Source organism: Lentibacillus sp. L22 (genome assembly GCF_040812445.1).
Classification (GTDB): Bacteria; Bacillota; Bacilli; order Bacillales; family Amphibacillaceae; genus Lentibacillus_C; species Lentibacillus_C daqui.
This window is the reverse complement of record NZ_JBFNXI010000047.1, coordinates 1-26,856: the sequence shown is the minus strand read 5'-3', so window position 1 is coordinate 26,856 and position 26,856 is coordinate 1. Positions and strand designations below refer to the sequence as shown.

Below are 26,856 nucleotides of genomic sequence, written 5' to 3'. Positions count from 1 at the left end.
GAAACCAAAATATCGTTCATGGAAAAAGAAGTGGTTTTCGCTATATTATGATGAACCAAAAAAGGGCTTTAAATTATTGGATACCAATCTGCTTTCCTTAAGTTTTGGCAAGTTAACAGATGAAGAATACAAGGAATTAAGGAAAACGGATGAACAGGCCAGGAAGACCATCAAAATCAAAGTTGGACTTGTGGAAGCGGTAGAACTAAGCGAAACGGAGAGAATCAAAACCCTTCGCATTACAAAGGATCTGGATTCGTATTATGCCATTTTTACAATAGAAGATGTCAAAGAAATCACCAAGGTGAAGGAACAATCGTTTATTGTATTTGATCCCAACCATAAGAATTTGGCAGTAGGATTAGGCAGTGATGGAAAATCATATGAATTGAAATCAATGAATGCACTGTTGAAGTATTGGGATAAACGAATCGATGAAATCAAATCAAAACGGGACAAATGTGAAAAGTTTAATAAGCTGGTATGCACCCCAAATGTTACGTATTTTGAGCCGAGCAAACGTTGGAAAAGACTTAATCATGCTTTGGAAAAGGCGCAATTAAAACGTCGAGAACAAATGAAGACGCTGTTATTTAGCTATGCGCATTATTTTTCCAAGCGTTACGATGCCATTTACATTGGTGACTATACTCCGACTCCCGATGTGGCAAAGTACGGGACGATGAGAAGGGCCATGTTAAATCAAACACCAGTTGGACAGTTTCGCCGTATATTAAACTGGGTGCAAGCGAAAAGTGGCAAGCATTATCAAAAGATTGATGAACGGGATACAACCAAAACCTGTTGTGTCTGTGGTCATCACGAGAAAAAGGATCCATCCATTCGCAACTTTACATGTGTAAACTGCGGTACAACGCTTTCTAGAGATATCAACAGTGCAGTTAATATCGGAAAGAAAGCTAAAAAGCGATTGCCTCGCGCAGGCTACATAGGTGTGGAATCCCCTATGTATACAGTGTGGTGGGATTTTAAACAGGCAAAGATTGCTTGTGGTTTGACCCCATCTGCTGGCCTCGGGAAGTAAATCCGAGGGTTGAAATAAACATTCTTCTTGGTAACAGAGAAGAGGTCTTTGATTAATTTTAGGCTTAATTTCGGTTAGGTTTAAATAAAGGAGTGCGGGACAAAACAATGACTGAAGTTGTTCACGTAAAAAAAGAAAATCAGCTTTGTTATATTGCAATGAATCGTCCGGAGAAACGAAATGCCCTATCTGATGATTTGGTATCAGGTGTTATTCGTGCTTTAAAAGATGCCGAACAGGATGATGATGTGAAAGCGATTATTTTATCCGGAGAAGGAAAGGCCTATTGCTCCGGGGGTGATATTGGGTCAATGGGTAAGAGAAGCAGCCCGGCAGATACGGTTGCTCACATGGAAGCGACCGCATCACTAACCAAGACGATCCTCCATTTAAACAAATACGTGATTAGTGCCGTTCATGGGTTTGCTGCAGGTGCCGGATTCAGCCTTGCACTTGCATCCGATTTTATTGTTGCCGATAAACATGCGAAATTCATCGCCAGTTTTCGTAATATCGGCCTGACTCCTGATTTGGGATTGATAAAATTACTTGCTGATCGTGTTCCGTTGCCAATTGCAAAAGAATGGGTAGCTTCCGGAAAGCCGATTCATGCGGAAACTGTTTACGAAAAAGGGTTGATTAATCGGTTGGCAGAAGAAAAGGATGTTATCGAGGAAGCAGCTGCATTTGCAACGTTTATCGTCGAAGGGCCGCCATTCTCTAATAAATTTGTCAAATACCTATTGAACCATGCGGGTGAATTCACGCACGAAACGAGTTTAATGCAGGAAAATATAATCCAGTCATTGATGTTTCAGTCTGAAGATGCCAAGGAAGGGGTTCAGGCCTTTTTGGAGAAGCGATCACCACACTTTGTTGGGAAATAGTGTGTAAGGAGGGTTGTACCATGAGCAGGGCTTTTCAAACAGAAGAACATGAAATCTTTCGTCAGTCGTTAAGAAAGTTTTTAGAAAAAGAAGCTGCTCCCAATTATGAACAATGGGAGAGGGATAAGCAAGTACCGCGTTCTTTTTGGAAGAAGGCTGGGGAGCAGGGGTTCCTTTGCCCACAAGTAGATGAAAAATACGGTGGTTCCAATACGGATTTTGGCTATTCCGTCGTGTTATCGGAGGAATTTGAACGCATTGGAACAGGACTAACAGGGATTGGACTACACAACGATATTGTTATCCCGTACATCGAAACATATGGTACAGGGGAACAAAAACAACGCTGGTTGCCCAAAGCTACAACAGGGGAAATGATATCCGCGATCGCCATGACCGAGCCGGGGACAGGGTCAGATCTGGCCGCTGTGAAAACGAGTGCAATCAAAGCTGGTGATGATTATATTGTCAATGGGGAAAAGACGTTTATCACCAATGGCTATTCGGCTGATTTCATTGTTGTGGTTTGTAAGACAGACCCCCAGGCAAATCCACCGCACAGAGGCATTAGTCTGTTAGTCGTGGAAGAAGGCATGCCTGGTTTCAAGCGCGGGAAGAAACTCAACAAGGTTGGTCAGCATGCAAACGACACAAGTGAACTTATTTTTGAAGATGTTCGTGTACCTGCTGCCAATTTAATAGGTGAAGAAGGTAAAGGGTTTTATTATTTAATGGAAAAACTCCAGCAGGAACGGTTAATGGTAGCTATTTCAAGCGTTCCTGCAGCAGAAAGGATGCTTGAGCTGACCATCGATTATGTCAAACAGCGAAAGGCTTTCGGAACAAGTATTAGCAAGTTTCAAAACACCCAATTTAAGCTTGCCGAAATGCAGACTGAAGTCCAGATTGGCCGCACCTTTGTCGATAAATTAATTGAAGATCATATGGCTGGTAAAAATATTGTCACGGAAGTCTCCATGGCCAAATGGTGGACGACAGACCTGGCAAAGCGGGTTGCCGCAGAATGTATGCAGCTACATGGCGGGTACGGTTATATGGAAGAATACGAGATTGCAAGGAGATATCGTGATGTTGCTGTTACCTCGATTTACGCCGGTACCAATGAAATCATGAAAGGGATCATCGCCAAAAATATGGGATTGTAATCGTGATATAGAAAGGAGAGAGCAAATGCCCAAACAAACATGTTATACAGATCAAGTAACTAACGATATCCTCAAACCATTCAAATTGAAACAAATAACACTCGATCTACCATTTCGCCTTGACCATGTTAATTGTTTCCTGGCCGAGGGAGAGAATGGTTGGATCGTGATCGATGCCGGGTTACATAATCAGGAAACTGTTTTAAAGTGGGATAAGGAATTAAAGCAAAAAACGGTAACAGATATCATCATTACCCATTACCATCCTGATCATTTTGGTTATGCAGGTGGATTGCAAGAAAAAACAGGTGCACATGTGTTGATGACGAAAACTGATTATGATGCCGGGTTAAAGGCTTGGACAGATGAGTTTCTCTCTACGCTTAACAGTAATTACAAACTGGCTGGAATTCCCAATGAGGTTGCCGTAAAAATGACCGGGAATACAGAGGAATTTGTGGCGCGGGTTACCCCATATCCGGATGTGGATCATTATCTGGAAGAGGGGGAAAAAATGCAAATTGGTAACGGTGAATATGAGGTTATTTTCACGCCGGGACACTCGGATGGACTCGTCTGCTTTTATAACCGGGAGCAAAATATATTATTGTCAACCGACCACATCCTGCCGAAAATTACGCCAAATATATCCTACTGGTTCCATGGAGATCCAAATCCATTAGCAAGTTATTTGCAGGCATTGGAAAAGGTCAAGAAACTGGATGCAGATTTGGTGGTTCCTTCACATGGCAAACCATTTTATGGGGCAAATGACCGGATTGATGAAATCGAAAAACATCATGAAGATCGATTGACGGTTGCCTTGGACGCTATCAAGAATGGGGCAAGCATTTACCAGGCATGTCAAACGCTATTTCGGAAAAAGTTGAACATCCATGAAACCCGGTTTGCCATTGGTGAAACACTCGCCCATTTGGAGTATTTACGATATGCCGGTGAATGCCAGCGGGAAATGCGTAACGGCGCATATTGGTATTACGTATTATAATGCCTTAACATCCAATTGACGGATAAAATCAACAAAAGCCTGGACAATGTTCATCCGCAAAGATTCCTCATGGTAATACATCCATGTTTTGCGGGTGATCGCTTCCCCATTTATATCGTGAATTGGTTTGACAATTAGTTCCGGATGTGGACGTACAACAAGGTTGGCCAGTATCGCATATCCTAATCCATTGACAACCATTTCCTTACAAGTTTCCACCTGGTTAACCTGGATATTAATATTCGGCGCTTGGTTATAATTGGTATACCACCAATGTTCAACAAGGTTTTGCATATTTTCATCGGTATAGTAACCGATCCGCGGCAATTCCGGGAGCTCCTCCCACTTAAATTCCCACGGGGCGGCGACACAAATGGCTTCTTCATAGAGTACATCCTTGCGATCCTTCCATGAATAATCACCCTTAATAAAACTGATATGTACATCGTGGTTTAAAATGAACCGATGCATCTCATTGCTCCAACCGGTTACCACCTGAAATTCTACATCTGGATATTGTTGTTTAAATAACCGTAAGACTTTTGGCATTTTATTTAATGCGAAAAAATTCGATGCACCAACCCGAAGTGTCCCCGCTACATGACTTTTCATGTTGTTGATCATTTCTTCAATTTTTCGCTGTTCATTAAGCATCTGCTCCGCATGTTGTGCCAGTATGACCCCTTCAGGTGTGAAGGTGATTCCCCGACGTTTTCTAATGATCAGCTGTACACCGTAATATTCCTCCAGTTTTTGGATTCTTGATGTTAGAGTTGGTTGGGACAAGAATAATAATTGAGATGCCTTGGTAATGTTTTCGGTTGCATACAAGGTCGCGAGCATTTCCCAATCCTGATAGTCCATGTGAAATACACTCCTTTTTCGATTCTGATATCACTGTTTATTTCGGGTTAGCACCAAAATAATGAATAAAAATGGTAATGATAAATTACCTAGCGGAGGAAAAACACGGAGACTCCTGTGGGAAAGCGCAGTGTGAAGACCCCGCAGAAAAAGTGCTCTTCTTTTTCGAGGAGGCTGAGGACAAGCCCACGGAAAGCGTAGTGTTTTTCCGTAGCGATCGTCTATATCAAAATTACATATAACCTGTCAACCATAGATTTTGGTTAAGAGCTCATTTTTTAGACATTGAAAAATTCTATGGCTGGATATTATTATTATATATTTTTATTATTTCCCTTTCCAGTTTATAATAGAGTTATAGAAAAAATGCAAGAATTTAGGGATTGGATTTTAAAGGTAAATGAAAAGGGTTTCAACAGCGCAAATAACAAATGAAAAAAAGGGGGACTTTTACATGAGAACCGAAGAAGCATTTGTACCGGGTTTGGAAGGGGTCATTGCGGCCGAGACTGCTATTTCCTTATTGGATACCGAACAGGAAAAAATAATCATTCGTGGACATGATTTGATTGACTTGTCCAAACGAAAGAAATATGCCGATGTTGTCTACCTTTTACTGGAAGGATCACTGCCATCTGATAGTGAACGGGAAGCTTTAGAAAGGAAATTAAAAGAGAATTATGATGTTCCCAAAACAGTGAATGATGTGCTGAAATTGTTGCCGAATGATACACACCCAATGGACGGACAGCGTACTAGTGTATCAGTTTTGGCAGGATTTGATAGTACCATTAATGACCGATCTGAAGCAGCCAATAAAAAACGGGCTTATGCGCTGTTAGGCAAGCTGCCGGCAATAACAGCGAACAGTTACCGGATTTTAACCAATCAGGAACTTGTCGAACCAGATCATGATTTGGATTATAGTGCCAATTTCCTGTATATGATTACTGGTAAAAAACCAACGGAATTGGAAGCGGAAATTTTTGATCGTTCGCTTCTATTATATAGTGAACATGAAATGCCGAATTCCACTTTTACTGCCCGTGTGATCGCCTCGACACAGGCGGATATGTATGGCGCATTGCCTGGTGCAGTTTCTTCGCTAAAAGGGAGCTTGCATGGCGGGGCGAATGAAGCGGTCATGTACATGCTGCAAGAAGCCAACTCGGTGGACAAATTTGAAGAATTGTTGCACAAAAAATTACAGCGCAAAGAAAAGATTATGGGCTTTGGACACCGTGTTTATATGAAAAAGATGGATCCACGTGCATTAATGATGAAGGAATCATTGGAACAACTTTGCGATTTGAAAGGGGATTCATTGCTGCTGGATATGTGTGAGGCAGGTGAGAGGGTTATGGCTGAAGAAAAAGGACTCTATCCAAACCTTGATTATTATGCGGCACCTGTTTATTGGATGCTTGGGATTCCGATTCCTCTGTACACACCAATTTTCTTTAGTTCCCGTACGGCCGGGTTATGTGCACATATTACCGAACAGCATGCCAATAACCGGCTGTTCCGCCCACGGGTGAAGTATACCGGCAAAAGAGATCTATAGGCAAACATGAGAAATATGTAAAAGAATCAGAAAGGAAGCTGACAATGGAAAAACTGCAGGAAAAACAGACAACCGATGCATTGATTGAAGAAATTACAGATTATGTGTTAAATAAACAAATTACCAGTAAGGAAGCCTTTACCACGGCACATTATGTGATGATCGATGCACTGGGGTGCGGAATTTTGGCATTAAACTATCCAGAGTGCACCAAATTACTCGGACCGATTGTGCCTGGTACGGTTGTGCCGAATGGAACTCATGTGCCGGGAACACCATATGTGCTTGACCCGGTACAAGGGGCATTTAATATTGGTACCATGATTCGCTGGCTTGACTATAATGATACATGGCTTGCTGCAGAATGGGGGCATCCATCCGATAATCTTGGCGGAATTTTAGCCGCTGCAGATTTCGTTAGTAGAGAACGGTTAAGCAAAGGGCAAACTCCTGTTACGGTTCAAGAAGTACTGGAAATGATGATCAAAGCTCATGAAATTCAAGGAATTCTTGCCCTGAAAAACAGCCTGAACCGAGTTGGTCTTGATCATGTGTTATATGTAAAGATTGCTACAACAGCGGTGGTAACCAAGTTGCTGGGTGGTGGCAGAGAAGAGATTTTTAATGCGGTTTCCAATGCCTTGATCGATAATTCCAGCTTACGGACATACCGGCATGCACCTAATACCGGATCCCGCAAATCATGGGCGGCAGGCGATGCGACAAGCAGAGGTGTTCGTCTAGCAATGATGGCGGTTCAGGGAGAAATGGGGTATAAGACAGCATTAAGTGCCCCGGGCTGGGGATTTCAGGATGTATTATTTAATCAGCAAGAATTAGTATTATCCCAGCCACTTGATAGTTATGTCATGGAAAATGTATTATTCAAGGTTTCCTATCCGGCTGAATTTCACGCCCAAACAGCAGCCGAAGCAGCAGTACAATTACATCCTGAAGTAAAACATCGGCTGGACGAAATTGATCAGGTAACGATTACTACCCATGAATCAGCTATCCGTATTATTGATAAAACAGGCTCGTTATATAATCCAGCTGATCGTGACCACTGTATTCAATATATTACTGCTGTTGCCCTTTTAAAAGGGAATGTGACGGCGGAAGATTATGAAGATGAAGCAGCAAAAGATCCACGAATTGATGCATTGCGTGATAAAATGGTGGTAACCGAAAATAAAGCATATAGCGAGGATTATCTGGATCCGGAAAAACGTTCCATTGCCAACGCGGTACAGGTTCATTTTAAGGATGGTACATCAACAGATAATATTGCCTGTGAATACCCGCTAGGTCACCGCTTCCGTCGGGACGAAGCAATCCCGAAAGTGTTGGAAAAATATGCGGCAAATCTGGCAACGCAATATCCACAAAAGAAACAGCGAAATATAGTAGATGTGACTAGTGACTATCATAAGGTAGCACAAATGAATGTGAATGAGTTTGTTGAATTGTTCGTATAATGTGTGTTCAAAAGTAGGATCTATCGAAACGTCATTTTTACCGGACTTTTTGAACATCTTGTATGGAATTGGAGGTTTTTATCGATGGTATGGATAGTAGATCAGCCTGCTACACAGGAAGAATTGGCAGGACAATTTAAGGCATTGATTCAAGAGGAGAAGATTTTACAAATTCCGGGGGCGCATGATGGCATGGCTGCGCTAATGGCTAAAAAAGTTGGGTTTTCCGCATTATATTTATCTGGTGGTGCGTACACGGCAAGCCAGGGATTACCGGATCTCGGTATGGTTACCTCAACCGAAGTAGCAGATAAGGCAAAGGAGTTAGTGCGTGCCAGTAATCTTCCCGTACTTGTAGATATTGATACTGGTTTTGGCGGGGTTTTATATGTAGCCCGAACGGCGATGGAGATGGTGGAAGCTAAGGTAGCCGCCGTACAAATAGAAGACCAGCAGCTTCCAAAAAAATGTGGTCATTTGAACGGAAAACGGCTTGTTCCTAAAGAAGAATTAGCACAAAAAATCCAAGCCATCAAAAAAGTAGCGCCATCCCTCGTTGTCGTCGCCCGTACAGATGCAAAAGCGGTTGAGGGAATCGACGCTGCCATTGAGCGAGCACAGACGTATATCGAGGCCGGCGCTGATGCGATTTTCCCAGAGGCATTACAGACCGAAGAGGAGTTTCAGTTATGTGCCCAAAAAATTAATGCCCCATTGCTGGCGAATATGACCGAATTTGGCAAGACACCATATATTTCGGCACAGGAATTTCAGGATATGGGCTTTCAAATGGTTATTTATCCAGTCACTTCATTAAGGGTCGCAGCCAAAGCCTATGAACGTATCTTTGGTCTGATCAAAGAAGAAGGGACGCAAAAATCTGGTCTTGATGATATGCAAACGCGAAAGGAATTATATGAAACCATATCGTTACATGACTTCGAAGCACTTGATCAAAGTATTGCCAAAACGATTTTACAGGATGATTGATGGATGAAATGGAACGAAAATAGGAGTTTCCCCATTAAATATATGGGGGGCTCCTACTTTTTGGGCTTATGAAAAATGGGCATACGATCTTGATAGTTTCTGATGCGGGAATTGGAAATATCGACTGGATAATATGGTATCGATCCGGACTTAAAAATATCGACCACGGTCTGGACTTTATCAACCGAAAAGGCTGGGTATCAACCAGATGATGCCTTTATCGGCCGGAAAGTCATGATTATCAACCGCGTCACACGTATTATCGACCGCATCTTGGGCATTATCAACCTACACTGGCCATTATCAATCAAGGAAACACCAATATCGACCAAAAGGTGTGTTTTATCAACCAAAGCATCAGAGAAATCGACCAAATCACAAAATATCAACCCAAGTTCAGCCAAAAAAAAGCATTAAAAAAATTGCAGGATTTCCCCTGTTCATCTTTTTTATTAACTGGGGCAGTCATCCTTTTCATAGCTGGTCGGTTTGGAATAGGATAATATAGATATTTTTATGAGGAGGTGTGTTCGAATGTTTCCGGCGAGACCGAGACCAATGCCAGGACCGCGTCAACAAAGAAGGATGCCACCAACTCCATTTGGTATGCCCCGGATGCAACAACCACAACAACAGAAACGAAATCGTAGTGTTTTTGCAATGTTTCAAACACAAGAAGGAAGCCTTGATTTTGATAAAATATCCTCAACTGCCAGACAATTTAATCAAATCTACCATCAAGTCAGTCCCATGGTTGGTCCATTGTTGAGCAAATTTTTCAAGTAGTCCCATCGAAATAATGATGATGTTAAGTAAAGGATTTTGATACGAATGACAATCAGAAAGGCGACATATAGGGAATTAAATATGATCAGGCAACATGCAAGCAAGGTAATGAGTGAGTCGGTGGCGGGCCATGGCAAACCTGCTGCCAACAATAACCATTCACTTGTATCCTTTGTAATGAATAGTGGTGGCTACTACCTGGTTGATATCTATCAGTCTCAATTGCGCGGTTGGATTGGTGTTTGTAAGACAATGGATAATATCTCAGAAGAAAGGCAAGGATTTATTCCGGAACTTTATGTATTGCCAACTTATCGTAAGCAGGGAATAGCTGAAAATTTGCTTGCGAGCGCATTAACCGAACTGAAACGGCAAGGATTAAAGCAGGTACAACTCCAAGTGTTTGTTGGAAATCCAGCCAAAAAGCTATATGAAAAATTTGGTTTTACCGATACGTCAACATTAATGACGAAAAAGCTTGATGAGTGAAAACTTTATTGACCTAACGTAAAAGCCGGATCCAACGTGCGGGATCCGGCTTTTACCGTGTCATGGTGTCGGGCGCATTACTCATCGGAATTGTCATAAATATCAATAAACCTTCTGCTTTCATTCTTTTTCGGGATGGAAATTTTCAAGATCCCATTTTTCAAGACGGCACTGGTGTCTTTTTCGGAAATGGTAAATGGCAATGTGATGAGACGTTCCGCTGTTTGATAGGACTGTTCTTTATGGAACGTTTCACCTTTTTTATTTTTTCCTTCAAAACTGGAAGTGTCTTCAGCAATGATTCTTAATTGATTGCCGATAATTTCAAGTTGGATCTGATCCCGCTTATAACCAGGCAATTCCGCTTCAACTACAACACTGGATTTTGTTTCGTGTGTATGGACTCGAATTGAGCGTTTGTTTATTAATTGATGGAAGTTGTTAAAGGATTCATTAAAAAAGGAATCGATCTGGTCCAGCAAATGGTTATGATCAAATCGTCTTGGTTGATTTTTTTTGTTGTCCGCCATTATATATTCACCTCACTCCATTGTTTAGCTCCAGCGCCCAGCGGCTAGTGTGCTTCCTTTACCTCCGTGCGATAAGTCAACATCGATTCGGGGGACAAAGGAAGGCCGACTAAGAACGGACTTTGCGTCCAACGTCGGCATACCCCCTATGAAGGGGCATGGTTTCCTTTATCTCCTGCGGTAGGAATGTTCGGTTAAAACCGCTGCTTTGCGCAGCAACACCGAACCACCCGTGTTGCACGGGCGCAGCACATACGCCGCTAAACGGGCGCCTGCGCTTTTCTACATTCATTCATTAATAAATTATGCTAAACCGAAAAAAGTGTAATAGGCGGGCATAATAATAGGGGAAAATCTGAATACGTTTCATCCAACAATTTTTGTGATACATTATTTGGGAGAGCGTTTTAATTAGGGAAAGGAGAAGGTTACAATGGCAAATCAAACAAAGTTGGGAAAGTCGGATATCAATGTTTTTCCTGTTGGTTTAGGTACTAACGCAGTAGGTGGACACAATATATACCCGAACATGCTTGATGAGGAGCAGGGGAAAAATGTTGTTCGTACTGCGCTCGATAATGGAATCAATATGCTGGATACTGCGTTCATTTATGGACCCGAACGTTCGGAGGAATTAGTTGGTGAAGTTATGAAAGAATACCGGCGTGAGGACATAGTACTGGCAACAAAAGGAGCACATAAGTTTGTCGGTGAGGACGTTGTCATGGATAATTCACCGGCATTTCTAAAACAGGCAGTAGATGATAGTCTGCGCCGGTTACAAACCGATTATATCGACCTATTTTACATTCATTTTCCAGATGAGAAAACGCCAAAAGATGAAGCAGTTGGCGCATTGAAAGAATTAAAAGATGCAGGAAAAATCCGCTCGATTGGCGTATCCAATTTTTCGCTTGACCAGCTGAAAGAAGCGAATAAGGATGGCTATGTCGATGTGATTCAATCAGAGTACAACCTGCTCAATCGAAAGGCAGAACAGGATATTTTTCCGTATACAGCTGAAAATCGGATTACGTTCATTCCTTATTTTCCGCTGGAATCAGGTCTTTTGGCAGGAAAATATAATCTGCAGACTACTTTTTCGGATTTTCGGGCTCAGAAGCCTAGTTTTCAGGGAGAAGCATTTAAACAAAACCTGGAAAAAGTCGATCAAGTGCGTGAGATTGCTACACGTTACGGGGAAGATGTTGTCCATGTTGTTCTTGCGTGGTATTTCAGCAGGCCATCATTGGACGTGATTATTCCCGGCGCCAAACGCCCGGAGCAAGTGGCTAGCAATAAACGGGCGGCAGAGGTTCATTTATCTGCAGAAGATATTCAAAAAATAGACGCGATTTTTTCTTAATACAACAAACGAATAACTGCGCCGTACATGAATTTATGTGCGGCGCAGTTATTTTTTAAAAGCTAAGAAACGCTGTAGATGATGGCAAAATCGCTATAGATGTAAAGTGGAGGGTTGTTTTACATCATTTTTAGCGTCTTTTAAACAGGTTCATATCAGCCTCTTGTTTGGACAAAGTCTCCAAAATTCGGATTATTCCATACCATTTGCCAGCTATTGATAAGGTGTGATGAATAAATACGATTCACTTCAACTGATCACGTTTAACCGAGCTATATCACGTTTAATGCGTTTTGACGAAATATTGGCGGTCGTTTAAGCTATTAAACGTGCAATTGTTTTTTGAAATCAATCTGGAGGTGGGAGCATTAGTAATAGCGTAACGAAGGAATTAGTGAAGCCAATGTTAACAACAAAGGAATTTCATTTTCGCAGGCCTGAAAAAAACGATGGAGCGGCCGTTTGGGAACTGGTGAACGATACTGGTGTATTGGATCTGAACTCTTCCTACAGCTACCTGATGTGGTGTGAAATATTTTCTGAAACATCGATTGTGGTAGAGAAAGATGGGGATATTGTCGGCTTTATTTCCGGGTTTATCAATCCGAAAAATGAGAATTGTCTTTTTATCTGGCAAGTTGCTGTGGATGAATCCCAACGCGGCAATGGACTGGGAACCAAGATGTTATTGGAGTTATTGGAACGGGATTGTTGCCGAGACATTGCGTATGTAGAAGCAACGGTATCGCCATCAAACATACCGTCACAACACTTATTTTTAGGCCTGGCAAAAAAACTTGATACAAAATGTTCTATATCTAATTATTTTCTATCCATTGATTTTCCGCGAACAGGACATGAAAACGAAATGTTATACAAGATTGGTCCGATAAAGGAAAAAATAAACCGATAAAAGGATGATTTGATTGACAACAGCAGTATTAAGCGATGCGAAAATGAAAACGTTTGAAGAATTGGAATCGACGGTAAGAAGCTACAGTCGTAGTTGGCCAACTGTTTTTACGAAGGCCAAAGGGTATAAGCTGTGGGATATTGATGATAAAGAATACATTGATTTTTTTGCTGGGGCAGGGGCGTTAAATTACGGCCATAATAATGATGCCATGCAAGAAAAGTTGATTAATTATATTCGAAAAGACGGAATTATTCATAGCCTCGATATGGGAACAACCCCTAGACAAGAATTTTTAGAACGCTTTAATGATATTATTCTGCAACCAAGAGAACTTGATTATCAGGTGATGTTTCCTGGACCAACCGGAACCAATACGGTTGAAAGTGCTTTGAAAATTGCCAGAAAAGTAACCGGGCGCGATACGGTCATTAGTTTTACCAATGCCTTTCACGGGATGACCATTGGTTCGCTGTCTGTAACTGGAAATTCCTTTAAGCGTCATGGGGCGGGCATTCCACTGCATCATTCGGTATCGATGCCATTTGATGAATATGTAGAGGACCAGGATTCGATCGCATATCTGGAACGATTTTTAGAAGATAGCGGCAGTGGTGTAGCGCTACCGGCAGCGATTATTTTGGAAACTGTTCAAGGAGAAGGTGGCATGAATGCTGCTCGGATGGAATGGCTGAAAAAAGTTGAAAATATTTGCCGGCGCTGGGATATTTTGCTCATTGTCGATGATGTCCAGGCTGGATGCGGGCGAACGGGAACTTTCTTCAGCTTTGAACCAGCGGGAATTAATCCGGACATTGTTTGCCTGTCTAAATCGATTGGCGGAATTGGACTGCCCATGGCGATCACCTTAATCAAACCGGAATATGATCAATGGGGACCAGGCGAGCATAATGGGACATTCCGCGGCAATAATCTGGCTTTTCTTGCAGCTACCGAAGCGCTAACCTACTGGGAGACAGCTGAGTTTAGTGATGCAATTATGAAAAAAGCGGACTTCTTGCATGATAGAATTAACCGAATCATCCCAAAATACCCTGAATTAAACGGAGAAGCACGTGGTCGAGGCTTAATGCAAGGGATCGCCATTGATAACACAGATGACCTAACCGCAAAAATTTGTTCCGAAGCATTTGAACGTGGATTAATCATAGAAACATCTGGACCTACTGATGAGGTTATTAAATTTTTGCCGCCACTAATTATTGACGAAGCAGGTCTGGAAAAAGGCATGAACATTCTAGATGCAAGCATTAATCAGGTTTTGCAGTAATATACATGGAAGGTAAACCATTGGAGAGGAGAAATAGTTATGATCGTAAAATCGCTGGAAGATATCATTGGAACGGAAGACGAAACATCAGATGGGAATTGGACGAGTCGCCGGTTTTTATTAAAAAAAGATAATGTTGGTTTCAGTGTTAATGATACTGTCATTAAAGCAGGTACGGAAAATTACTTCTGGTACAAAAACCATATTGAGTCGGTATATCTGATAGAAGGAGAAGGTGAAATCGAGAAGGTAGAAACCGGGGAGGTATGGCAACTGAAACCGGGAACCATGTATACTTTAAATGAAAATGACAAACATATCGTCCGCGCCAGAACCCAAATGCGCATGGTCTGCGTATTCAACCCGCCACTAGTTGGTCGCGAAACACATAACGAAGAAGGATATTATCCGTTGTTGACGGAATAATGGGATGGGGGACAGGAATCATCCGGGGCCCGGGACTTCCTTAAAGTAAATCGCTGATAGAATGGCTGAACCCGCTGATAGAACGTGCAGAACCGCTGATAGAACGCCCGAACCCGCTGATAGAATGCTGTAAATCGCTGATAGAACATGCGAAATCGCTGATATATCATCGGCTGATGCATAAAAAAGAAAAATCACCTTTTTCGCTTGTTTGTTGATAGTCTGGAAGCGATGACCCCGGTGTCTGCCGTGATACAATCACCGCCCCAACCACAAATAAATAGGTTATCACCAAAAGCAGATGCAAGGATCTCGGATTCTTGCATCTGCTTTTTTGTATGGATTTCAATTCAGCAATTATTTCCATTTTGTGGCGGGGCAAGAGAACTGACTGTCTGGCCAACGTCGCCCGCATGTACCACCTCAAAATACAAATCCTGTCGAAATTCTAAGCAAATGGGAGCATATTCACGTTATCCACTTTATAAAGTTTGTAAAGTAAATGTTATACGTATTTTTAAAAGTTTACGAGTTCGATTTTTTTATATATACTGTAAAAGTACTATTCGGCAAGACTTATTCGGAGGTGTTTGAAGAATTGCTAGAATTTAAGAATGTAACCAAAAAATATAGCGGGAAGAAACCTGCTGTCAAAAACTTAAACCTTAACATTGAAAAAGGGGAATTTGTTTGTTTTATCGGACCAAGTGGATGTGGTAAAACAACAACAATGAAAATGGTCAATCGACTCATTGATATTACAGAAGGGTCAATCCTGGTTGATGGGAAGGATATTTATGAACAAGATCCTGTTCAATTACGTCGTTCGATTGGCTATGTCATCCAGCAAATCGGCCTGATGCCGCATATGACCATTAAAGAAAATATCGTGCTGGTTGGAACATTATTAAAATGGTCCAAAGAACAAAAAGATGCCCGGGCGCGTGAATTAATTAAGTTGGTAGATTTACCGGAAGAATATTTGGACAAATATCCACATGAATTAAGTGGTGGACAGCAACAGCGAATTGGTGTATTGCGTGCACTTGCTGCAAACCCACCATTGATCTTAATGGACGAGCCATTTGGTGCGCTTGATCCAATTACAAGGGATTCATTGCAGGATGAATTTAAGAAACTGCAAAAAGAACTGGGAAAAACGATTGTGTTTGTTACGCATGATATGGATGAGGCATTGAAGCTAGGCGATCGCATCGTGATTATGCGTGATGGAGAAATCGTCCAAGCGGATACACCAGATGAAATTCTCCGGAACCCGGCCAATGAGTTTGTGGAAGAATTCCTTGGCAAAGAACGACTGATCCAAGGTCGTCCAGATGTAACAACGGTAGGTCAAATTATGGGAACTTCTCCTGTCACAGTTAAACCAGATGAATCCCTCAAATCGGCTATTTCCACAATGCGCAATAAACATGTCGACTCCTTGCTTGTTGTTGATTCCGAGAACGTATTAAAAGGATTTATTGATATTGAAATTATTAATCTGGCATATAAAAAAGTCAAAACTGTCGGAGAGGCCATGGAGAAAGAACCACTATCTGTCACTAACGACAGTTTACTAAGAGATACCGTTTATAAGATTTTACGACGCGGTGTGAAGTACGTGCCGGTTGTAGATGAAGACCATCGTGTTGTCGGGATCGTTACACGGGCAACACTGGCAAATCTTGTCTTTGATACCATCTGGGGAGATGGCTTTGATATCGATGAGAACCAAGGACAAGTTGGACAGGGGGCGATATAGACTATGGCTGAATTTTTCACTGCACATGGAAACGAGTTGATCATAAAAACTTGGGAACATTTGTATATTTCATTAGCTGCGATTCTGCTTGGGATTGTTGTGGCTGTTCCACTTGGGGTTTTATTTTCCCGAATGCCCAAAGTAGCTGACAAGTTGATTTCATTCGTTGGTATTTTACAAACGATACCAAGCCTGGCTATTTTGGCCTTCTTTATTCCATTGATAGGTGTAGGTAAATTTCCTGCAATCATTGCCCTGTTTTTCTATTCATTACTACCGATTTTACGCAACACGTATATCGGGGTACGCGACGTTGATGGTAGTGTCAAAGAAGCCGGGAAAGGAATGGGCATGAGCGGCTGGCAATCGATTTATAAAATAGAATTACCACTAGCTTTGCCGGTGATTATGGCCGGTGTTCGTTTATCGACCGTTTATTTGATCGGCTGGGCAACGCTTGCTGCATTTATTGGCGGCGGTGGTCTTGGTGACTTTATTTTTGACGGACTAAATCTATATCAACCTTCTTTAATCATTGCAGGTACGGTTCCAGCAACGATTCTTGCTTTAATTGCGGATCAGTTGCTTGCCCTGATTGAGAATCGATTAACGCCAAGTGGCTATAAAGAAACGTCTGAAGCAGCGTAAATGGAGGTGACATGTTTGAAGAAAAGAATGGTAAAAATATTGGGTGCCATTTTGGTGCTATTTCTGATATCGGGTTGTTCTTTACCCGGTCTTGCCAGTACCACCAAACAAACGGTGAAGATTGGTACCTTGGCAACATCAGAATCAGAAATCATGGCAAATATGCTGGCATTGATGATTGAACGAGAAACGGATTTGGATACGGAGCTTGTAACTGACCTGGGATCATCAATTGTCCAGCACCAAGGAATGATGCGCGGTGATCTTGATATTACCTCAACCCGCTATACAGGTACAGATATCTCCGGTGCATTGGGCATGGATCCTGTCACCGACCCGGACAAGGCGAGGAAAATCGTCAGACGGGAATTTCCGAAACAGTTTGATCAAACATGGGAGGACTCCTATGGATTTGAGAATAGTTATTCTGTAGCTGTAACCGAGAAATTCGCCGAAGAACACGACATTGAAACGGTGTCTGATCTAGAACCGTATGCCGATGAGTTGCGATTCGGTGTGGACAATGCCTGGGTCAACCGAAAAGGGGATGGGTATGATGGGTTTAAGCAGACCTACTTCCCATTTAATGAGGTATATCCGATGAACACTGGACTTGTTTACCAAGCAGCGGCAAGTGGCCATATGGATGTGGTGCTTGCATACTCGTCAGATGGCCGAATCAAGGAGTTTGATCTGAAGGTGTTGAAAGATGATAAACACTTCTTCCCACCGTATGATGGATCACCGGTTATTCGCAATGATGTATTGGAAAAATATCCACAATTGGAAAACATCACAAAAAAACTAGCGGGAACCATTTCAACGGAAAAAATGCAAGAGTTAAACTATCAAGCGGACGTGGAATTAACGAGTCCAAAAGAAGTAGCCAAACAGTTTTTGGAGGAAAACAATTATTTCGAGGCTAAGAAGGAGGGGAACTAATGGAGACGCTTAGTCAATTCATCGATTTTATGAGCAATAACACTGGCTATGTTTGGGAAGAATTTTACCGTCACTTTTTAATGGCGGCATATGGGGTGTTGTTTGCTGCCATATTCTCGATTCCCCTTGGCATTCTGATTGCGAAATATGGAAAGCTGAGTAACTGGGTATTGGCAATTGGCAGTATTATCCAGACTATCCCGGCGTTGGGTGCACTTGCCGTGGTGATGATTGTCCTTGGTCTTGGTACGAATACAGTCATTGTCACATTAATGTTCTATTCCATCCTGCCCATTACGCAAAATACGTACGTTGGGATGAAAAATGTAGATAAAACAGTCGTTGAAGCAGGATTTGCATCTGGAATGACCCGATTTCAATTATTACGGATGGTCGAATTGCCACTTGCGATTAGTGTGATCATGGCTGGACTCAGAACGGCATTGGTTGTTGGAATCGGGATCGCTGCGGTTGGTGCATTTGTCGGTGCCGGTGGTCTGGGTACAATTATTATTCGGGGAACAAACGCAACAGATGGCACTGCCCTAATTTTTGCCGGAGCCATTCCTACCGCACTAATGGCAATTATTTGCGATTTGGTGTTGGGTTGGATTGAACGCCGACTTGACCCGGTCAAATCATCAAAAACCCAAACCACTTAAACAAAATGGTAACACTTGAATGGTCATGTCAGGTGTTACCTTTTCCTATTCAAGGGAGGAGTAAAAATAACGATGCATAAAGATATGATGGTAGAAAAAGATGTTGCTTGTAAACTAAGTGATGGCACGATATTACGGGCAGATATTTACCGTCCAGATGATCAACTAACCCATCCGGTGCTGATGCTGCGTTTGCCATACGATAAAACGGTAAAGCGTTATTACGATGAATATGTGCGTGTGCCACGGATGGTTGAAGCCGGATATGTTGTGATTTTGCAGGATGTTCGCGGACGTTTTGCCTCAGAAGGAGAGTTTTATCCATTTATTAATGAAGGAAAAGATGGATATGAAGCGGTCGAATGGGCAGCCCGATTACCGTATGCCAATGGAAAGGTTGGTTTGTTTGGTATGTCATATCATGGTTATACGCAACTGGCTGCAGCGGCGGAAATGCCACCTTCTTTAAAAGCGATTGCGCCAGTGATGACGATGGCGGATCCATGGCAAGATTTACTCGGCGGCGCATCACTGGCAAGCAGTTCCGCCAATTTCCAGACATGGACGCTTGGCTCGATTGTCCATGATCAATTGCAACGTCGCCATGATCCAAAGGCGGACAGAGCATTGGAATTGATCGAGCAGCTGCCTGAGTTGTTACAGGAACGGCCTGCAAATGATTGGTGGCCGATGAAAGAGCTCGACCCGGAATCCTTTTATTTTGAGGTGATGGACGGGGAATTGCCTGCTGAACAGATCGCAAACATGTCTGTAAAGGAGCAATTAAAGGACGTCACGATCCCCGCTTTGTTTATGGGGGGATGGTATGATGCGTTACTTTCATCGACATTAGCAGCTTATCATGCTTACAATGGACCACGTATGTTATGGATCGGGCCGTGGACACATGAAGAAATGACCGGACATGCAGGAGAGAAATTTTTCAGCAATGCCGAGACCAATATCGGGGTCGATCAGATACAAGATCCGACTGAAATTCATATAAAATGGTTTGACAAATGGTTAAAAGATAAGCCAATGCCAATCGAAAAACCGGTTCATCTTTATTTGATGGGACAGGAGAAATGGGCAGCCTTTGATGTCTGGCCACCGACAACAGAGCAAAGAGTATTGTATCTGGATAGTAAAGGTCATGCGCAAACCCGAGATGGGGATGGTCGCTTATCTACGGTTCCAGCAAATCAGGAGACATTGGCGTCTTTACGATTGGATCCAGACAATCCAGTGCCAACGAGGGGTGGCGGTGCGCTGATTGCCGGTTATGAATCTGGTGTGTTTGCGATTGGTGACATTCAGGATCGTGGAGATGTGCTTGTCTATACCGCGACAGCACAAGAGGATGCACTCTCTATTCTGGGAACAGTTCGCGCATCGATTTGGGTTTCCGCTGCCACGCCGTTAACCGATTTGGCGGTACGGTTGTCAGATGTAGCTCCAAATGGAGAAGTGATCAATATTATAGATGCTTTTCATAGACAACAAACAAACACCATTGGCGAACCAGCCTGTATGGACTTAACCATCGGACACACCGCTTATTTGCTACAGGCTGGACATCAATTACGTTTGGATATCGCAGCGAGCAATTCCCCGCTTTACGATGTGAATCTAAACAATGGCCAAACCACAAAAACCGCGATTCATGGTAAGGTGGCCTATGAGCATGTTTATCATGGCGGATCACGATCATCGAAAATTATTCTGCCGATTGTAAATAAGTGATGGAAGAAGGGTGATTCCATTTAAGGGTCACCCTTCTTCGTTAAGTACCAGTTTGACTTTGGCCACACCTAACGCAAAATGTTCCCACAGAATCTTCTCTATTTCATCAGCTTGTTGTTCTTCACAATTAACAATCAGAATTACTTCCGCATGTTTACCACTCAGTCTGCGTGGACCATTACGGGTAACCGATACAATATCAGTTTTATGACAAAGCCAAGCACAAAACCAATAATAGCACTGATTAATCCCCAAATGATAGGTCCCCATGCCAAGCGTAATCCAACACTTACGCCAATGACCGAAAATCCGGTTGCGAGTGATATGCCGATATCAACCAGTGATACGCCATCCGCACGATGAATACTGTCAAATAAGCGGCTTTTTTCTATTCGGTTATTCAATGGGACGGCAAAAATATTTTCTTGCGTCACCCCTCGTTGCTCCATCTGTTTTAATGCCAGTTCAACATAAATATTACTATCAAAGGTGGAAAATAGCTGCATGTCTGATCACTTCACTTTTTGTCCTTTTACCAAGCGAAAATGTGGATGTTGATAATGGTCCATTAGGTAATTTCGTTGTTCCTGCTCAAACAATTTATTATTCTCGACTGTGTTTATATAGGAATCATATATCGAAAAACCGTAGACGGAAGGCAAGAACAACAGCCAATCGGGTTTTATCAGGTTCGTTGCCTGATCAAACTCCCCGAAAAACAAGTAGGGAACGGCTTGTGGAAAATGTGAGAAATAGAAAAAAATGACCGTCCAAATGGTCACAAAAAAAGCAACCCCAATACGATGGATATACAGCTGCCCGAGTCCGGGAACAAAAAATGACCATATCAGTGCCATGACCGGATTACGTTTATCCAGGTAGTTAATTTCCAATGATCCCAGCGTAAATGAATTAAACCGATGATTTTCACTATCAGCAAGAATGAAGATTTTGTTCATATCAACCGTTGTGCGATAACTATCCCAAATACTAAATAGATAGACCGGCATATAGAGGAGCAGCCATCTTGTATCCAGAACATGAATGGCCTTATCGAACTCGCCCAGGAACGTATAGATGATTCCGTAATTAATGTTAGCTTGCAAATTAACGAAGACTTCCCAGATAAACAAAATAAAACCCCTGATATACTTGGATAATAGTAAATGGCCGAGACCTGGAAACGCGGCACTCCACCAACCGATAATGTACGGGTTTCTGAGGTGAAGCTGTGTGGTGCCAAATACGCTGACATGTGCGAGATATCGTCTGGCTGTATTGTCATTGGTGTAATTGTTCATGTTGACCACCACCCTCCATGTCGCTTACTTAGATTAACCAAATGCGGGAATATTATTCTTTTAAGCCATGTATAGGAATCGTGTGGTGACAAAACCTAGCCATGAACTTCCCCGTAAAGGTGGTGTGGGGCATGTTGTTTTCGAAAGTGAATGAGATGATTGAACGAGAAAGAGAGTTCATTGAATTGGGAAAACAATATTTTTTTGAACAAGTGCTGTTTTCCTATCAGTGGTGGCTACTTGTCTGTATAACAGTAGGCATGTGGATATTATGGTTCATATTGGTCGATAGAAAACACATGCCACCGATCTTGTTTGTAGGAATGTTTTCCAGTTTAATTGCTTTTTCTCTGGATAATATTGGCCGATCGCTCCATTTGTGGTTTTATCCCTATCAATTAACATTCTTTTCATGGGAGTTTCTACCAGTTGATTTGGCAATCATTCCGGTATGTTATATGATTTTATATCAGTATATAAGGCCATGGTTATTATATTTGCCCATCCTGGTGATATTGGCCTTATTGGCTGCCTTCATTGTGGAGCCACTGTTCGTACTTGCGGATTTATATAGATTAATTCACTGGAAGCACGTATTCTCTTTACCCTTTTACATAATAATCGGCGTGGTGTTGAAATGGGTAGCGGACCGTGTATAGCGGTGGGACGAGGGGACAGGCACCTTGTTCCACCATATTTTTACATGGTAGAAAATGGATGGTAAAGGTGCCTGTCCCTCTGTCCCGCCCTTGTAATTTTATCCATTGTAGCTGTTCATGTTTATCCCTTATGCAATCGTTTTCTTTGTTGGTAGAATAATATGACGCGAATTTTGCATTTTACGACTATCATAAAAATATTTAATTAATTTCGTGTAAAAGATAGAAAATTGTCGAAAACACGTATAGACAAATTATTTTGGGAGTGATATATTATGAATCACCTTATTAAAAAGGAGGGACTAATACGATGAATAATCCGATAATTTTTACAGTTATGATCTTTGCTTTAATCGCACTAGGTGAATGGCTATCCATAGTTACCAGGGCGAGGGTTCCCATGCTGTTAACTGCGATGGTTGGATATCTGGTTTGTATATGGACAGGTATTTTCCCGGAAGATATTCTGGACAAATCTCAGTTTGCCGCCCTGGGTGCCATTCTGATTGGTCCCGCCATTTTGCATATGGGTACAATGATTCCTTTGTCCGTCTTAAAGCAACAAATCAAGGCGGTAGCGATTGCTTTGGGAGGGGTCATTGTCTCAGGAATTCTGATTCTTGTGACAGTATCGCTGATTTTTGATTATCCATCAGCGGTTGCTGGAGTTGGTCCGATAAGTGGAGGAGTGATCGCGCTGATCGTTACGTCTGATAAATTATCAGAACTCGGGATGCAATCATTGGTTGTTATCCCTGCACTGGTTGTTGCGTTTCAAGGTGTGATGGGTATGCCACTGGCGATGAATTTTATGCGAAGGTACGCCTTACGAATGCAAACGGACATGGATAATGGGTCATTTGTAGCAATGGCGAATGAAGGTGCCGCAACATTAGAGACAGTTAAAACGAAAAAGTCTGGGCCATTGAAATCCAGTACGACATTGAAATTATTCTTTGTATTCGTCGGTGCGGCAATTGGGGTAGTTCTTGGTGAGATCACGCCCATCCATTACAGTTTGTGGTGTCTGGCAATTGGTCTGATTGGCCATAAACTGGGCGTGTTCGAGGCGAAAACCTTGGAGAAATCTAATTCATTTACAGTTGTTATGATTGCGATTATCTTTGTCGTCATCGGACAAATGGCAGATGTTACGCCATCGGATGTACTGGATAATTTACCTAAGATCCTATTAATCTTAATCATTGGCACTTTGGGAATTGCGATCGGCGGTTATCTCACTTCCAAATTGGTCAAATGGCATCCGTACAAAGGTATGCCTGTCGCATTAACGGCATTATTTGGCTTTCCTGGTGATTTCCTGCTCTGTGAAGAAGTATCGAGAAGTGTTGCCAGGAATGAACAAGAAGAGAAGCAGATTTTCGATGAATTACTGGCACCGATGTTAATTGGCGGTTTTACCACTGTCACCGTCGCATCTGTCATTATTGCCGGAATTCTCGTACAAACATTGTAGAAAATGGAAATTCCCTCTAATATAGAGATGTTGAGGGCATTTTCATATTTTCATAATAAAACTACAGGAGGTAAGAAACATGGGAAAACAATTGATTAGAAATGGATTACTGATTGACGGAAATGGCGGGGAAGTACAGAGGGATCATGTCGTTGTTACGGATGGCGAACGAATTGCATATGTCGGACCGGAAAGTGATTATCGGACGACTGGAGATGAAACCGTGATTGATGCCCAAGGTGGTACTATTCTTCCCGGATTTATTGACTCACACGTGCATATGATGATGGAATATCAATCAGTAGCAGAAAAGTTGGCTACACCTTTTTCATTCATGTATTACAAAGCTGCAGAATATTTGAAAACCACGCTTCATGCCGGTGTTACATCTGTTCGTGATGCGCTCGGTACTGATTTGGGTGTAAAAAAAGCTGTAGAGGAAGGGTTAATTCCCGGTCCACGCTTGCAATTAAGTATTAATGCATTAACTATTACTGGTGGACACGGGGATGGCTATACGGTTTCCGGAAATGTGCTCGATATTTTACCGTCCGGCTATCCGGGAATGCCAAATGGGAAATGTGATGGTGTTGAGGAAGTACGGAAAAAGACGCGTGAAATGCTGCGTGCCGGTGCGGAAGTCATTAAGGTTCACGCAACCGGCGGGGTACTAAGTGCAACCGACCATCCGGAATTCACACAATTTTCTTTGGAAGAATTAAAGGCGATTGTTGAGGAAGGTCATTTTCGAAAAGGTATTAAAGTCATGGCCCACGCCCAGGGTGCGGAAGGAATTAAAAATGCAGTGAAAGCCGGCATTCATTCGATTGAACATGGTATTTTCATAGATGATGAGGCCATTGAATTAATGCTTGAAAACGGTACGTACCTGGTTCCAACTTTGCTTGCACCTGTGGCTGTATTGGAAACAGCCGATGAAGTGGGCATGCCGGTAACCGCTGTGCAAAAATCCAAGGAGGTCATCGAACAGCATCGGGAAAGTTTCACAAAAGCCTATAAAGCTGGTGTTAAGATCGCCATGGGTACCGATGCTGGTGTCTTCAAGCATGGAACAAACTTGCGCGAACTTGGCTTGATGGTTGATGCCGGTATGACCCCAATGGAATCAATTGTTGCCTCCACCAAAACAGCTGCGGAATGTTTAGGCTGGGATGATAAAGTAGGTACCCTTGAACAAGGAAAGCTGGCTGATATTGTTGTTGTAGAAGGTAATCCGTTAGAAGATATTTATTCACTAGCCAATAACGACACTATAAAAACTGTCATAAAAAATGGGCAAGTGGAGAAATAATGGGACATAGGAATGACACGGGGACGGTTCTTTTTGTCCCACCATATCTTTACATGGTAGAAAATGGAGGGGCGGGGAGCCTGTCTCTCTGTCCTACGAGGGGGGATTTAAGTGAAACAAGAAAAGCAATTGTTACTGCAAGAAAAGTTGCTGGAAAGTTATAATGATGGTTATGATCATGATGGGGTTTCCGGTAAACGGCTGGCATCAAGACTGGATCAGCTTGCCCAAATCGGTTTAACTGATGACAATGGATCCAATCGTCCGGGATATTCCAAAGAAGAAAAAGCAGCACAAAAACTCGTATCTGACTGGATGCGGGAGGCAGGATTAAAAGTTTATTGGGATGGTGCCGGAAATGTGATTGGTCGATTGGATGGCAAAAATAATAAATTTCCAGCAATCATGAGTGGTTCCCATCTGGACAGTGTTCCCAATGGCGGGCATTTTGATGGAACTCTTGGTGTTTTATCATCCTTGGAAGTTGTCGAGGCTTGGAATGCTACTGGGTACCAGCCAGAAAAGCCTTTTGAAGTGATTATTTTTACCGACGAAGAAGGTTCACGGTTTAATGGTGGGTTAAACGGTAGTGAGGCGATGATCGGTGAAGGGGACATGGAAGAAAAATTAAAGCAGGTTGATAAAGACGGCATGAGCTTTACTGAAGTTCTGGAGGATGTTGGTCTGAATGTTGACGGCTATCAAGCGGCACAGCGTAACCTGGACGAATTGGAAATGTTTGTGGAATTACATATCGAACAAGGTAAACGCTTGGAAAAGGAACAGTTGCCATGCGGAATTGTAACAGGAATTGCCGGACCATGCTGGATAGAATTTACGATAACCGGTAAGGCAGGTCATGCGGGTAATACACCAATGGATGATCGGAATGATGCATTGGTTGCGGCTAGTCAATTTATTTATGAAGTAAACAAGATTCCACAACAAGTCAATAACTCGGCCGTCGCAACAGTTGGCAAACAAATAGTGGAACCAAATGGGGTAAATGTGATCCCTGGTAAGGTTACGTTTTATGTAGATATCCGTGATATTCAGGAAGATACAAGGGATGAAGTTGTGGATCGCGCATTAGCATTGGGTGAAAAAATTGCTGAGGAACACCAAGTCAGAGTAGAACACACGGTGAAAATGCGGGAAATGCCGATTCCGATTCAAAAAGAGGCACAAGACCTCTTAGCACAATCAGTCGAAGAAAACGGAATCCGGCCGTATCGTTTGCCAAGTGGGGCGGGTCATGATGCCGCGGTGATTGGCCGCAAGATACCTGTGGCAATGTTGTTTGTACAGAGCAAGGACGGGATTAGCCATAACCCGGCAGAATGGTCCGATTTGAATGATTGTGTGCAGGGAATTCATGTATTGAAAAATTTCCTGGAAAAACTGCAATAAGGTGAAACTTCAATTAGTAGGGGAGTATTGCTATTAATGCGAAATAAAAAATAACCCCTCCTATGCGTTTTAAAGTGGACCCCTTGTCAAGGACACTTTGAAAAAAACCACTAACTTTTTTTGCTTGTTCCTC

Annotated in this window: 26 protein-coding genes; 22 read left to right on the top strand and 4 right to left on the bottom strand. The window is 42.4% G+C overall.

What is annotated here, in order from left to right; genetic code table 11:
* From ABRT01_RS15435 to ABRT01_RS15420, 4 genes are all read left to right on the top strand, one after another.
* The coding region (locus tag ABRT01_RS15435) for an RNA-guided endonuclease InsQ/TnpB family protein (protein WP_367748357.1) at window positions 1-1,045 on the top strand (1,045 nt) is incomplete at its 5' end.
* 107 nt (window positions 1,046-1,152) lie between these two features.
* Window positions 1,153-1,932, top strand: coding sequence for an enoyl-CoA hydratase/isomerase family protein (locus ABRT01_RS15430; protein WP_269409576.1), 780 nt, complete (start codon window positions 1,153-1,155; stop codon window positions 1,930-1,932).
* A 20-nt stretch (window positions 1,933-1,952) separates the two neighbouring features.
* Window positions 1,953-3,098 carry an acyl-CoA dehydrogenase family protein gene (locus ABRT01_RS15425; RefSeq protein ID WP_269409575.1) on the top strand — a complete coding sequence of 382 codons (1,146 nt, stop codon included), beginning with the start codon at window positions 1,953-1,955 and terminating at the stop codon, window positions 3,096-3,098.
* A 25-nt stretch (window positions 3,099-3,123) separates the two neighbouring features.
* A complete protein-coding gene (locus ABRT01_RS15420; protein WP_269409574.1) occupies window positions 3,124-4,107 on the top strand; it encodes an MBL fold metallo-hydrolase in 984 nt (327 codons plus the stop codon).
* Here ABRT01_RS15420 and ABRT01_RS15415 read toward each other — a convergent pair.
* The gene (locus ABRT01_RS15415; protein ID WP_269409573.1) at window positions 4,102-4,971 is read right to left on the bottom strand and encodes a LysR family transcriptional regulator; all 870 of its coding nucleotides are present in this window, start codon (window positions 4,969-4,971) and stop codon (window positions 4,102-4,104) included. The genes ABRT01_RS15420 and ABRT01_RS15415 overlap by 6 nt on opposite strands.
* 454 nt (window positions 4,972-5,425) lie before the next feature.
* Here ABRT01_RS15415 and mmgD point away from each other — a divergent pair, with 454 nt between their 5' ends.
* The 5 genes from mmgD (at window position 5,426) to ABRT01_RS15390 (ending at window position 10,278) form a co-directional block, all read left to right on the top strand.
* Window positions 5,426-6,535 carry a citrate synthase gene (gene mmgD / locus ABRT01_RS15410; RefSeq protein WP_367748351.1) on the top strand — a complete coding sequence of 370 codons (1,110 nt, stop codon included), beginning with the start codon at window positions 5,426-5,428 and terminating at the stop codon, window positions 6,533-6,535.
* A 44-nt stretch (window positions 6,536-6,579) separates the two neighbouring features.
* Window positions 6,580-8,013 carry a bifunctional 2-methylcitrate dehydratase/aconitate hydratase gene (locus ABRT01_RS15405; protein ID WP_269409571.1) on the top strand — a complete coding sequence of 478 codons (1,434 nt, stop codon included), beginning with the start codon at window positions 6,580-6,582 and terminating at the stop codon, window positions 8,011-8,013.
* Window positions 8,014-8,097: 84 nt separating this feature from the next.
* Complete coding sequence (prpB, locus tag ABRT01_RS15400) at window positions 8,098-9,003, top strand: methylisocitrate lyase (protein WP_269409570.1); 906 nt, start codon at window positions 8,098-8,100, stop codon at window positions 9,001-9,003.
* Window positions 9,004-9,537: 534 nt separating this feature from the next.
* The gene (locus ABRT01_RS15395) at window positions 9,538-9,789 is read left to right on the top strand and encodes a YppG family protein (RefSeq protein ID WP_367748348.1); all 252 of its coding nucleotides are present in this window, start codon (window positions 9,538-9,540) and stop codon (window positions 9,787-9,789) included.
* Between the two features lie 45 nt (window positions 9,790-9,834).
* The gene (locus ABRT01_RS15390) at window positions 9,835-10,278 is read left to right on the top strand and encodes a GNAT family N-acetyltransferase (protein ID WP_269409567.1); all 444 of its coding nucleotides are present in this window, start codon (window positions 9,835-9,837) and stop codon (window positions 10,276-10,278) included.
* A gap of 77 nt (window positions 10,279-10,355) precedes the next feature.
* On the opposite strand, the gene ABRT01_RS15385 is transcribed toward ABRT01_RS15390, so the two are convergent.
* On the bottom strand, window positions 10,356-10,808 hold the full coding sequence (locus ABRT01_RS15385) for an Hsp20/alpha crystallin family protein (RefSeq protein ID WP_269409566.1): 453 nt from the start codon (window positions 10,806-10,808) through the stop codon (window positions 10,356-10,358).
* Window positions 10,809-11,241: 433 nt separating this feature from the next.
* Here ABRT01_RS15385 and ABRT01_RS15380 point away from each other — a divergent pair, with 433 nt between their 5' ends.
* The 9 genes from ABRT01_RS15380 (at window position 11,242) to ABRT01_RS15340 (ending at window position 20,564) form a co-directional block, all read left to right on the top strand.
* Window positions 11,242-12,174, top strand: a complete 933-nt coding sequence (locus ABRT01_RS15380) for an aldo/keto reductase (RefSeq protein ID WP_269409565.1) — start codon at window positions 11,242-11,244, stop codon at window positions 12,172-12,174.
* A gap of 403 nt (window positions 12,175-12,577) precedes the next feature.
* Window positions 12,578-13,087 carry a diaminobutyrate acetyltransferase gene (gene ectA / locus ABRT01_RS15375; RefSeq protein WP_269409564.1) on the top strand — a complete coding sequence of 170 codons (510 nt, stop codon included), beginning with the start codon at window positions 12,578-12,580 and terminating at the stop codon, window positions 13,085-13,087.
* Between the two features lie 43 nt (window positions 13,088-13,130).
* Complete coding sequence (gene ectB / locus ABRT01_RS15370) at window positions 13,131-14,378, top strand: diaminobutyrate--2-oxoglutarate transaminase (RefSeq protein ID WP_269412572.1); 1,248 nt, start codon at window positions 13,131-13,133, stop codon at window positions 14,376-14,378.
* Between the two features lie 39 nt (window positions 14,379-14,417).
* Window positions 14,418-14,804 (top strand): ectoine synthase, encoded by a 387-nt coding sequence (locus ABRT01_RS15365; protein ID WP_269409563.1) that lies wholly within the window; start codon window positions 14,418-14,420, stop codon window positions 14,802-14,804.
* 598 nt (window positions 14,805-15,402) lie between these two features.
* Window positions 15,403-16,569, top strand: a complete 1,167-nt coding sequence (locus ABRT01_RS15360; RefSeq protein ID WP_269409562.1) for a betaine/proline/choline family ABC transporter ATP-binding protein — start codon at window positions 15,403-15,405, stop codon at window positions 16,567-16,569.
* Window positions 16,570-16,572: 3 nt separating this feature from the next.
* Window positions 16,573-17,217, top strand: a complete 645-nt coding sequence (locus tag ABRT01_RS15355; RefSeq protein ID WP_269409561.1) for an ABC transporter permease — start codon at window positions 16,573-16,575, stop codon at window positions 17,215-17,217.
* Window positions 17,218-17,232: 15 nt separating this feature from the next.
* A complete protein-coding gene (locus ABRT01_RS15350; RefSeq protein WP_269409560.1) occupies window positions 17,233-18,159 on the top strand; it encodes an osmoprotectant ABC transporter substrate-binding protein in 927 nt (308 codons plus the stop codon).
* Window positions 18,159-18,821 carry an ABC transporter permease gene (locus ABRT01_RS15345; RefSeq protein WP_269409559.1) on the top strand — a complete coding sequence of 221 codons (663 nt, stop codon included), beginning with the start codon at window positions 18,159-18,161 and terminating at the stop codon, window positions 18,819-18,821. The genes ABRT01_RS15350 and ABRT01_RS15345 overlap by 1 nt, the downstream gene beginning before the upstream one ends.
* 72 nt (window positions 18,822-18,893) lie before the next feature.
* Window positions 18,894-20,564 (top strand): CocE/NonD family hydrolase, encoded by a 1,671-nt coding sequence (locus tag ABRT01_RS15340; RefSeq protein WP_269409558.1) that lies wholly within the window; start codon window positions 18,894-18,896, stop codon window positions 20,562-20,564.
* 161 nt (window positions 20,565-20,725) lie between these two features.
* Here ABRT01_RS15340 and ABRT01_RS15335 read toward each other — a convergent pair whose 3' ends face one another.
* On the bottom strand, window positions 20,726-21,070 hold the full coding sequence (locus ABRT01_RS15335) for a hypothetical protein (RefSeq protein ID WP_367748339.1): 345 nt from the start codon (window positions 21,068-21,070) through the stop codon (window positions 20,726-20,728).
* Window positions 21,071-21,076: 6 nt separating this feature from the next.
* The gene (locus tag ABRT01_RS15330) at window positions 21,077-21,865 is read right to left on the bottom strand and encodes a hypothetical protein (RefSeq protein WP_269409557.1); all 789 of its coding nucleotides are present in this window, start codon (window positions 21,863-21,865) and stop codon (window positions 21,077-21,079) included.
* Between the two features lie 131 nt (window positions 21,866-21,996).
* Between ABRT01_RS15330 and ABRT01_RS15325 the strand changes: the two genes are divergently transcribed.
* From ABRT01_RS15325 to ABRT01_RS15310, 4 genes are all read left to right on the top strand, one after another.
* Window positions 21,997-22,524 carry a CBO0543 family protein gene (locus tag ABRT01_RS15325; protein ID WP_269409556.1) on the top strand — a complete coding sequence of 176 codons (528 nt, stop codon included), beginning with the start codon at window positions 21,997-21,999 and terminating at the stop codon, window positions 22,522-22,524.
* A 310-nt stretch (window positions 22,525-22,834) separates the two neighbouring features.
* Window positions 22,835-24,001, top strand: coding sequence for a hypothetical protein (locus tag ABRT01_RS15320; RefSeq protein ID WP_269409555.1), 1,167 nt, complete (start codon window positions 22,835-22,837; stop codon window positions 23,999-24,001).
* Between the two features lie 79 nt (window positions 24,002-24,080).
* Window positions 24,081-25,313 carry a metal-dependent hydrolase family protein gene (locus ABRT01_RS15315; RefSeq protein WP_367748334.1) on the top strand — a complete coding sequence of 411 codons (1,233 nt, stop codon included), beginning with the start codon at window positions 24,081-24,083 and terminating at the stop codon, window positions 25,311-25,313.
* 111 nt (window positions 25,314-25,424) lie between these two features.
* Window positions 25,425-26,723: a M20 family metallo-hydrolase gene (locus tag ABRT01_RS15310; RefSeq protein WP_269409553.1), complete on the top strand. Its 1,299-nt coding sequence runs from the start codon at window positions 25,425-25,427 to the stop codon at window positions 26,721-26,723.
* Window positions 26,724-26,856: the final 133 nt, after the last annotated feature.

Coding starts and splice junctions, on each gene's coding strand:
- ABRT01_RS15430 (WP_269409576.1), top strand. CDS start 1,153: ATGACTGAAGTTGTTCACGTAAAAAAAGAAAATCAGCTTTGTTATATT.
- ABRT01_RS15425 (WP_269409575.1), top strand. CDS start 1,953: ATGAGCAGGGCTTTTCAAACAGAAGAACATGAAATCTTTCGTCAGTCG.
- ABRT01_RS15420 (WP_269409574.1), top strand. CDS start 3,124: ATGCCCAAACAAACATGTTATACAGATCAAGTAACTAACGATATCCTC.
- ABRT01_RS15415 (WP_269409573.1), bottom strand. CDS start 4,971: ATGGACTATCAGGATTGGGAAATGCTCGCGACCTTGTATGCAACCGAA.
- mmgD (WP_367748351.1), top strand. CDS start 5,426: ATGAGAACCGAAGAAGCATTTGTACCGGGTTTGGAAGGGGTCATTGCG.
- ABRT01_RS15405 (WP_269409571.1), top strand. CDS start 6,580: ATGGAAAAACTGCAGGAAAAACAGACAACCGATGCATTGATTGAAGAA.
- prpB (WP_269409570.1), top strand. CDS start 8,098: ATGGTATGGATAGTAGATCAGCCTGCTACACAGGAAGAATTGGCAGGA.
- ABRT01_RS15395 (WP_367748348.1), top strand. CDS start 9,538: ATGTTTCCGGCGAGACCGAGACCAATGCCAGGACCGCGTCAACAAAGA.
- ABRT01_RS15390 (WP_269409567.1), top strand. CDS start 9,835: ATGACAATCAGAAAGGCGACATATAGGGAATTAAATATGATCAGGCAA.
- ABRT01_RS15385 (WP_269409566.1), bottom strand. CDS start 10,808: ATGGCGGACAACAAAAAAAATCAACCAAGACGATTTGATCATAACCAT.
- ABRT01_RS15380 (WP_269409565.1), top strand. CDS start 11,242: ATGGCAAATCAAACAAAGTTGGGAAAGTCGGATATCAATGTTTTTCCT.
- ectA (WP_269409564.1), top strand. CDS start 12,578: ATGTTAACAACAAAGGAATTTCATTTTCGCAGGCCTGAAAAAAACGAT.
- ectB (WP_269412572.1), top strand. CDS start 13,131: ATGAAAACGTTTGAAGAATTGGAATCGACGGTAAGAAGCTACAGTCGT.
- ABRT01_RS15365 (WP_269409563.1), top strand. CDS start 14,418: ATGATCGTAAAATCGCTGGAAGATATCATTGGAACGGAAGACGAAACA.
- ABRT01_RS15355 (WP_269409561.1), top strand. CDS start 16,573: ATGGCTGAATTTTTCACTGCACATGGAAACGAGTTGATCATAAAAACT.
- ABRT01_RS15345 (WP_269409559.1), top strand. CDS start 18,159: ATGGAGACGCTTAGTCAATTCATCGATTTTATGAGCAATAACACTGGC.
- ABRT01_RS15340 (WP_269409558.1), top strand. CDS start 18,894: ATGCATAAAGATATGATGGTAGAAAAAGATGTTGCTTGTAAACTAAGT.
- ABRT01_RS15335 (WP_367748339.1), bottom strand. CDS start 21,070: ATGCAGCTATTTTCCACCTTTGATAGTAATATTTATGTTGAACTGGCA.
- ABRT01_RS15330 (WP_269409557.1), bottom strand. CDS start 21,865: ATGAACAATTACACCAATGACAATACAGCCAGACGATATCTCGCACAT.
- ABRT01_RS15325 (WP_269409556.1), top strand. CDS start 21,997: ATGTTGTTTTCGAAAGTGAATGAGATGATTGAACGAGAAAGAGAGTTC.
- ABRT01_RS15320 (WP_269409555.1), top strand. CDS start 22,835: ATGAATAATCCGATAATTTTTACAGTTATGATCTTTGCTTTAATCGCA.
- ABRT01_RS15315 (WP_367748334.1), top strand. CDS start 24,081: ATGGGAAAACAATTGATTAGAAATGGATTACTGATTGACGGAAATGGC.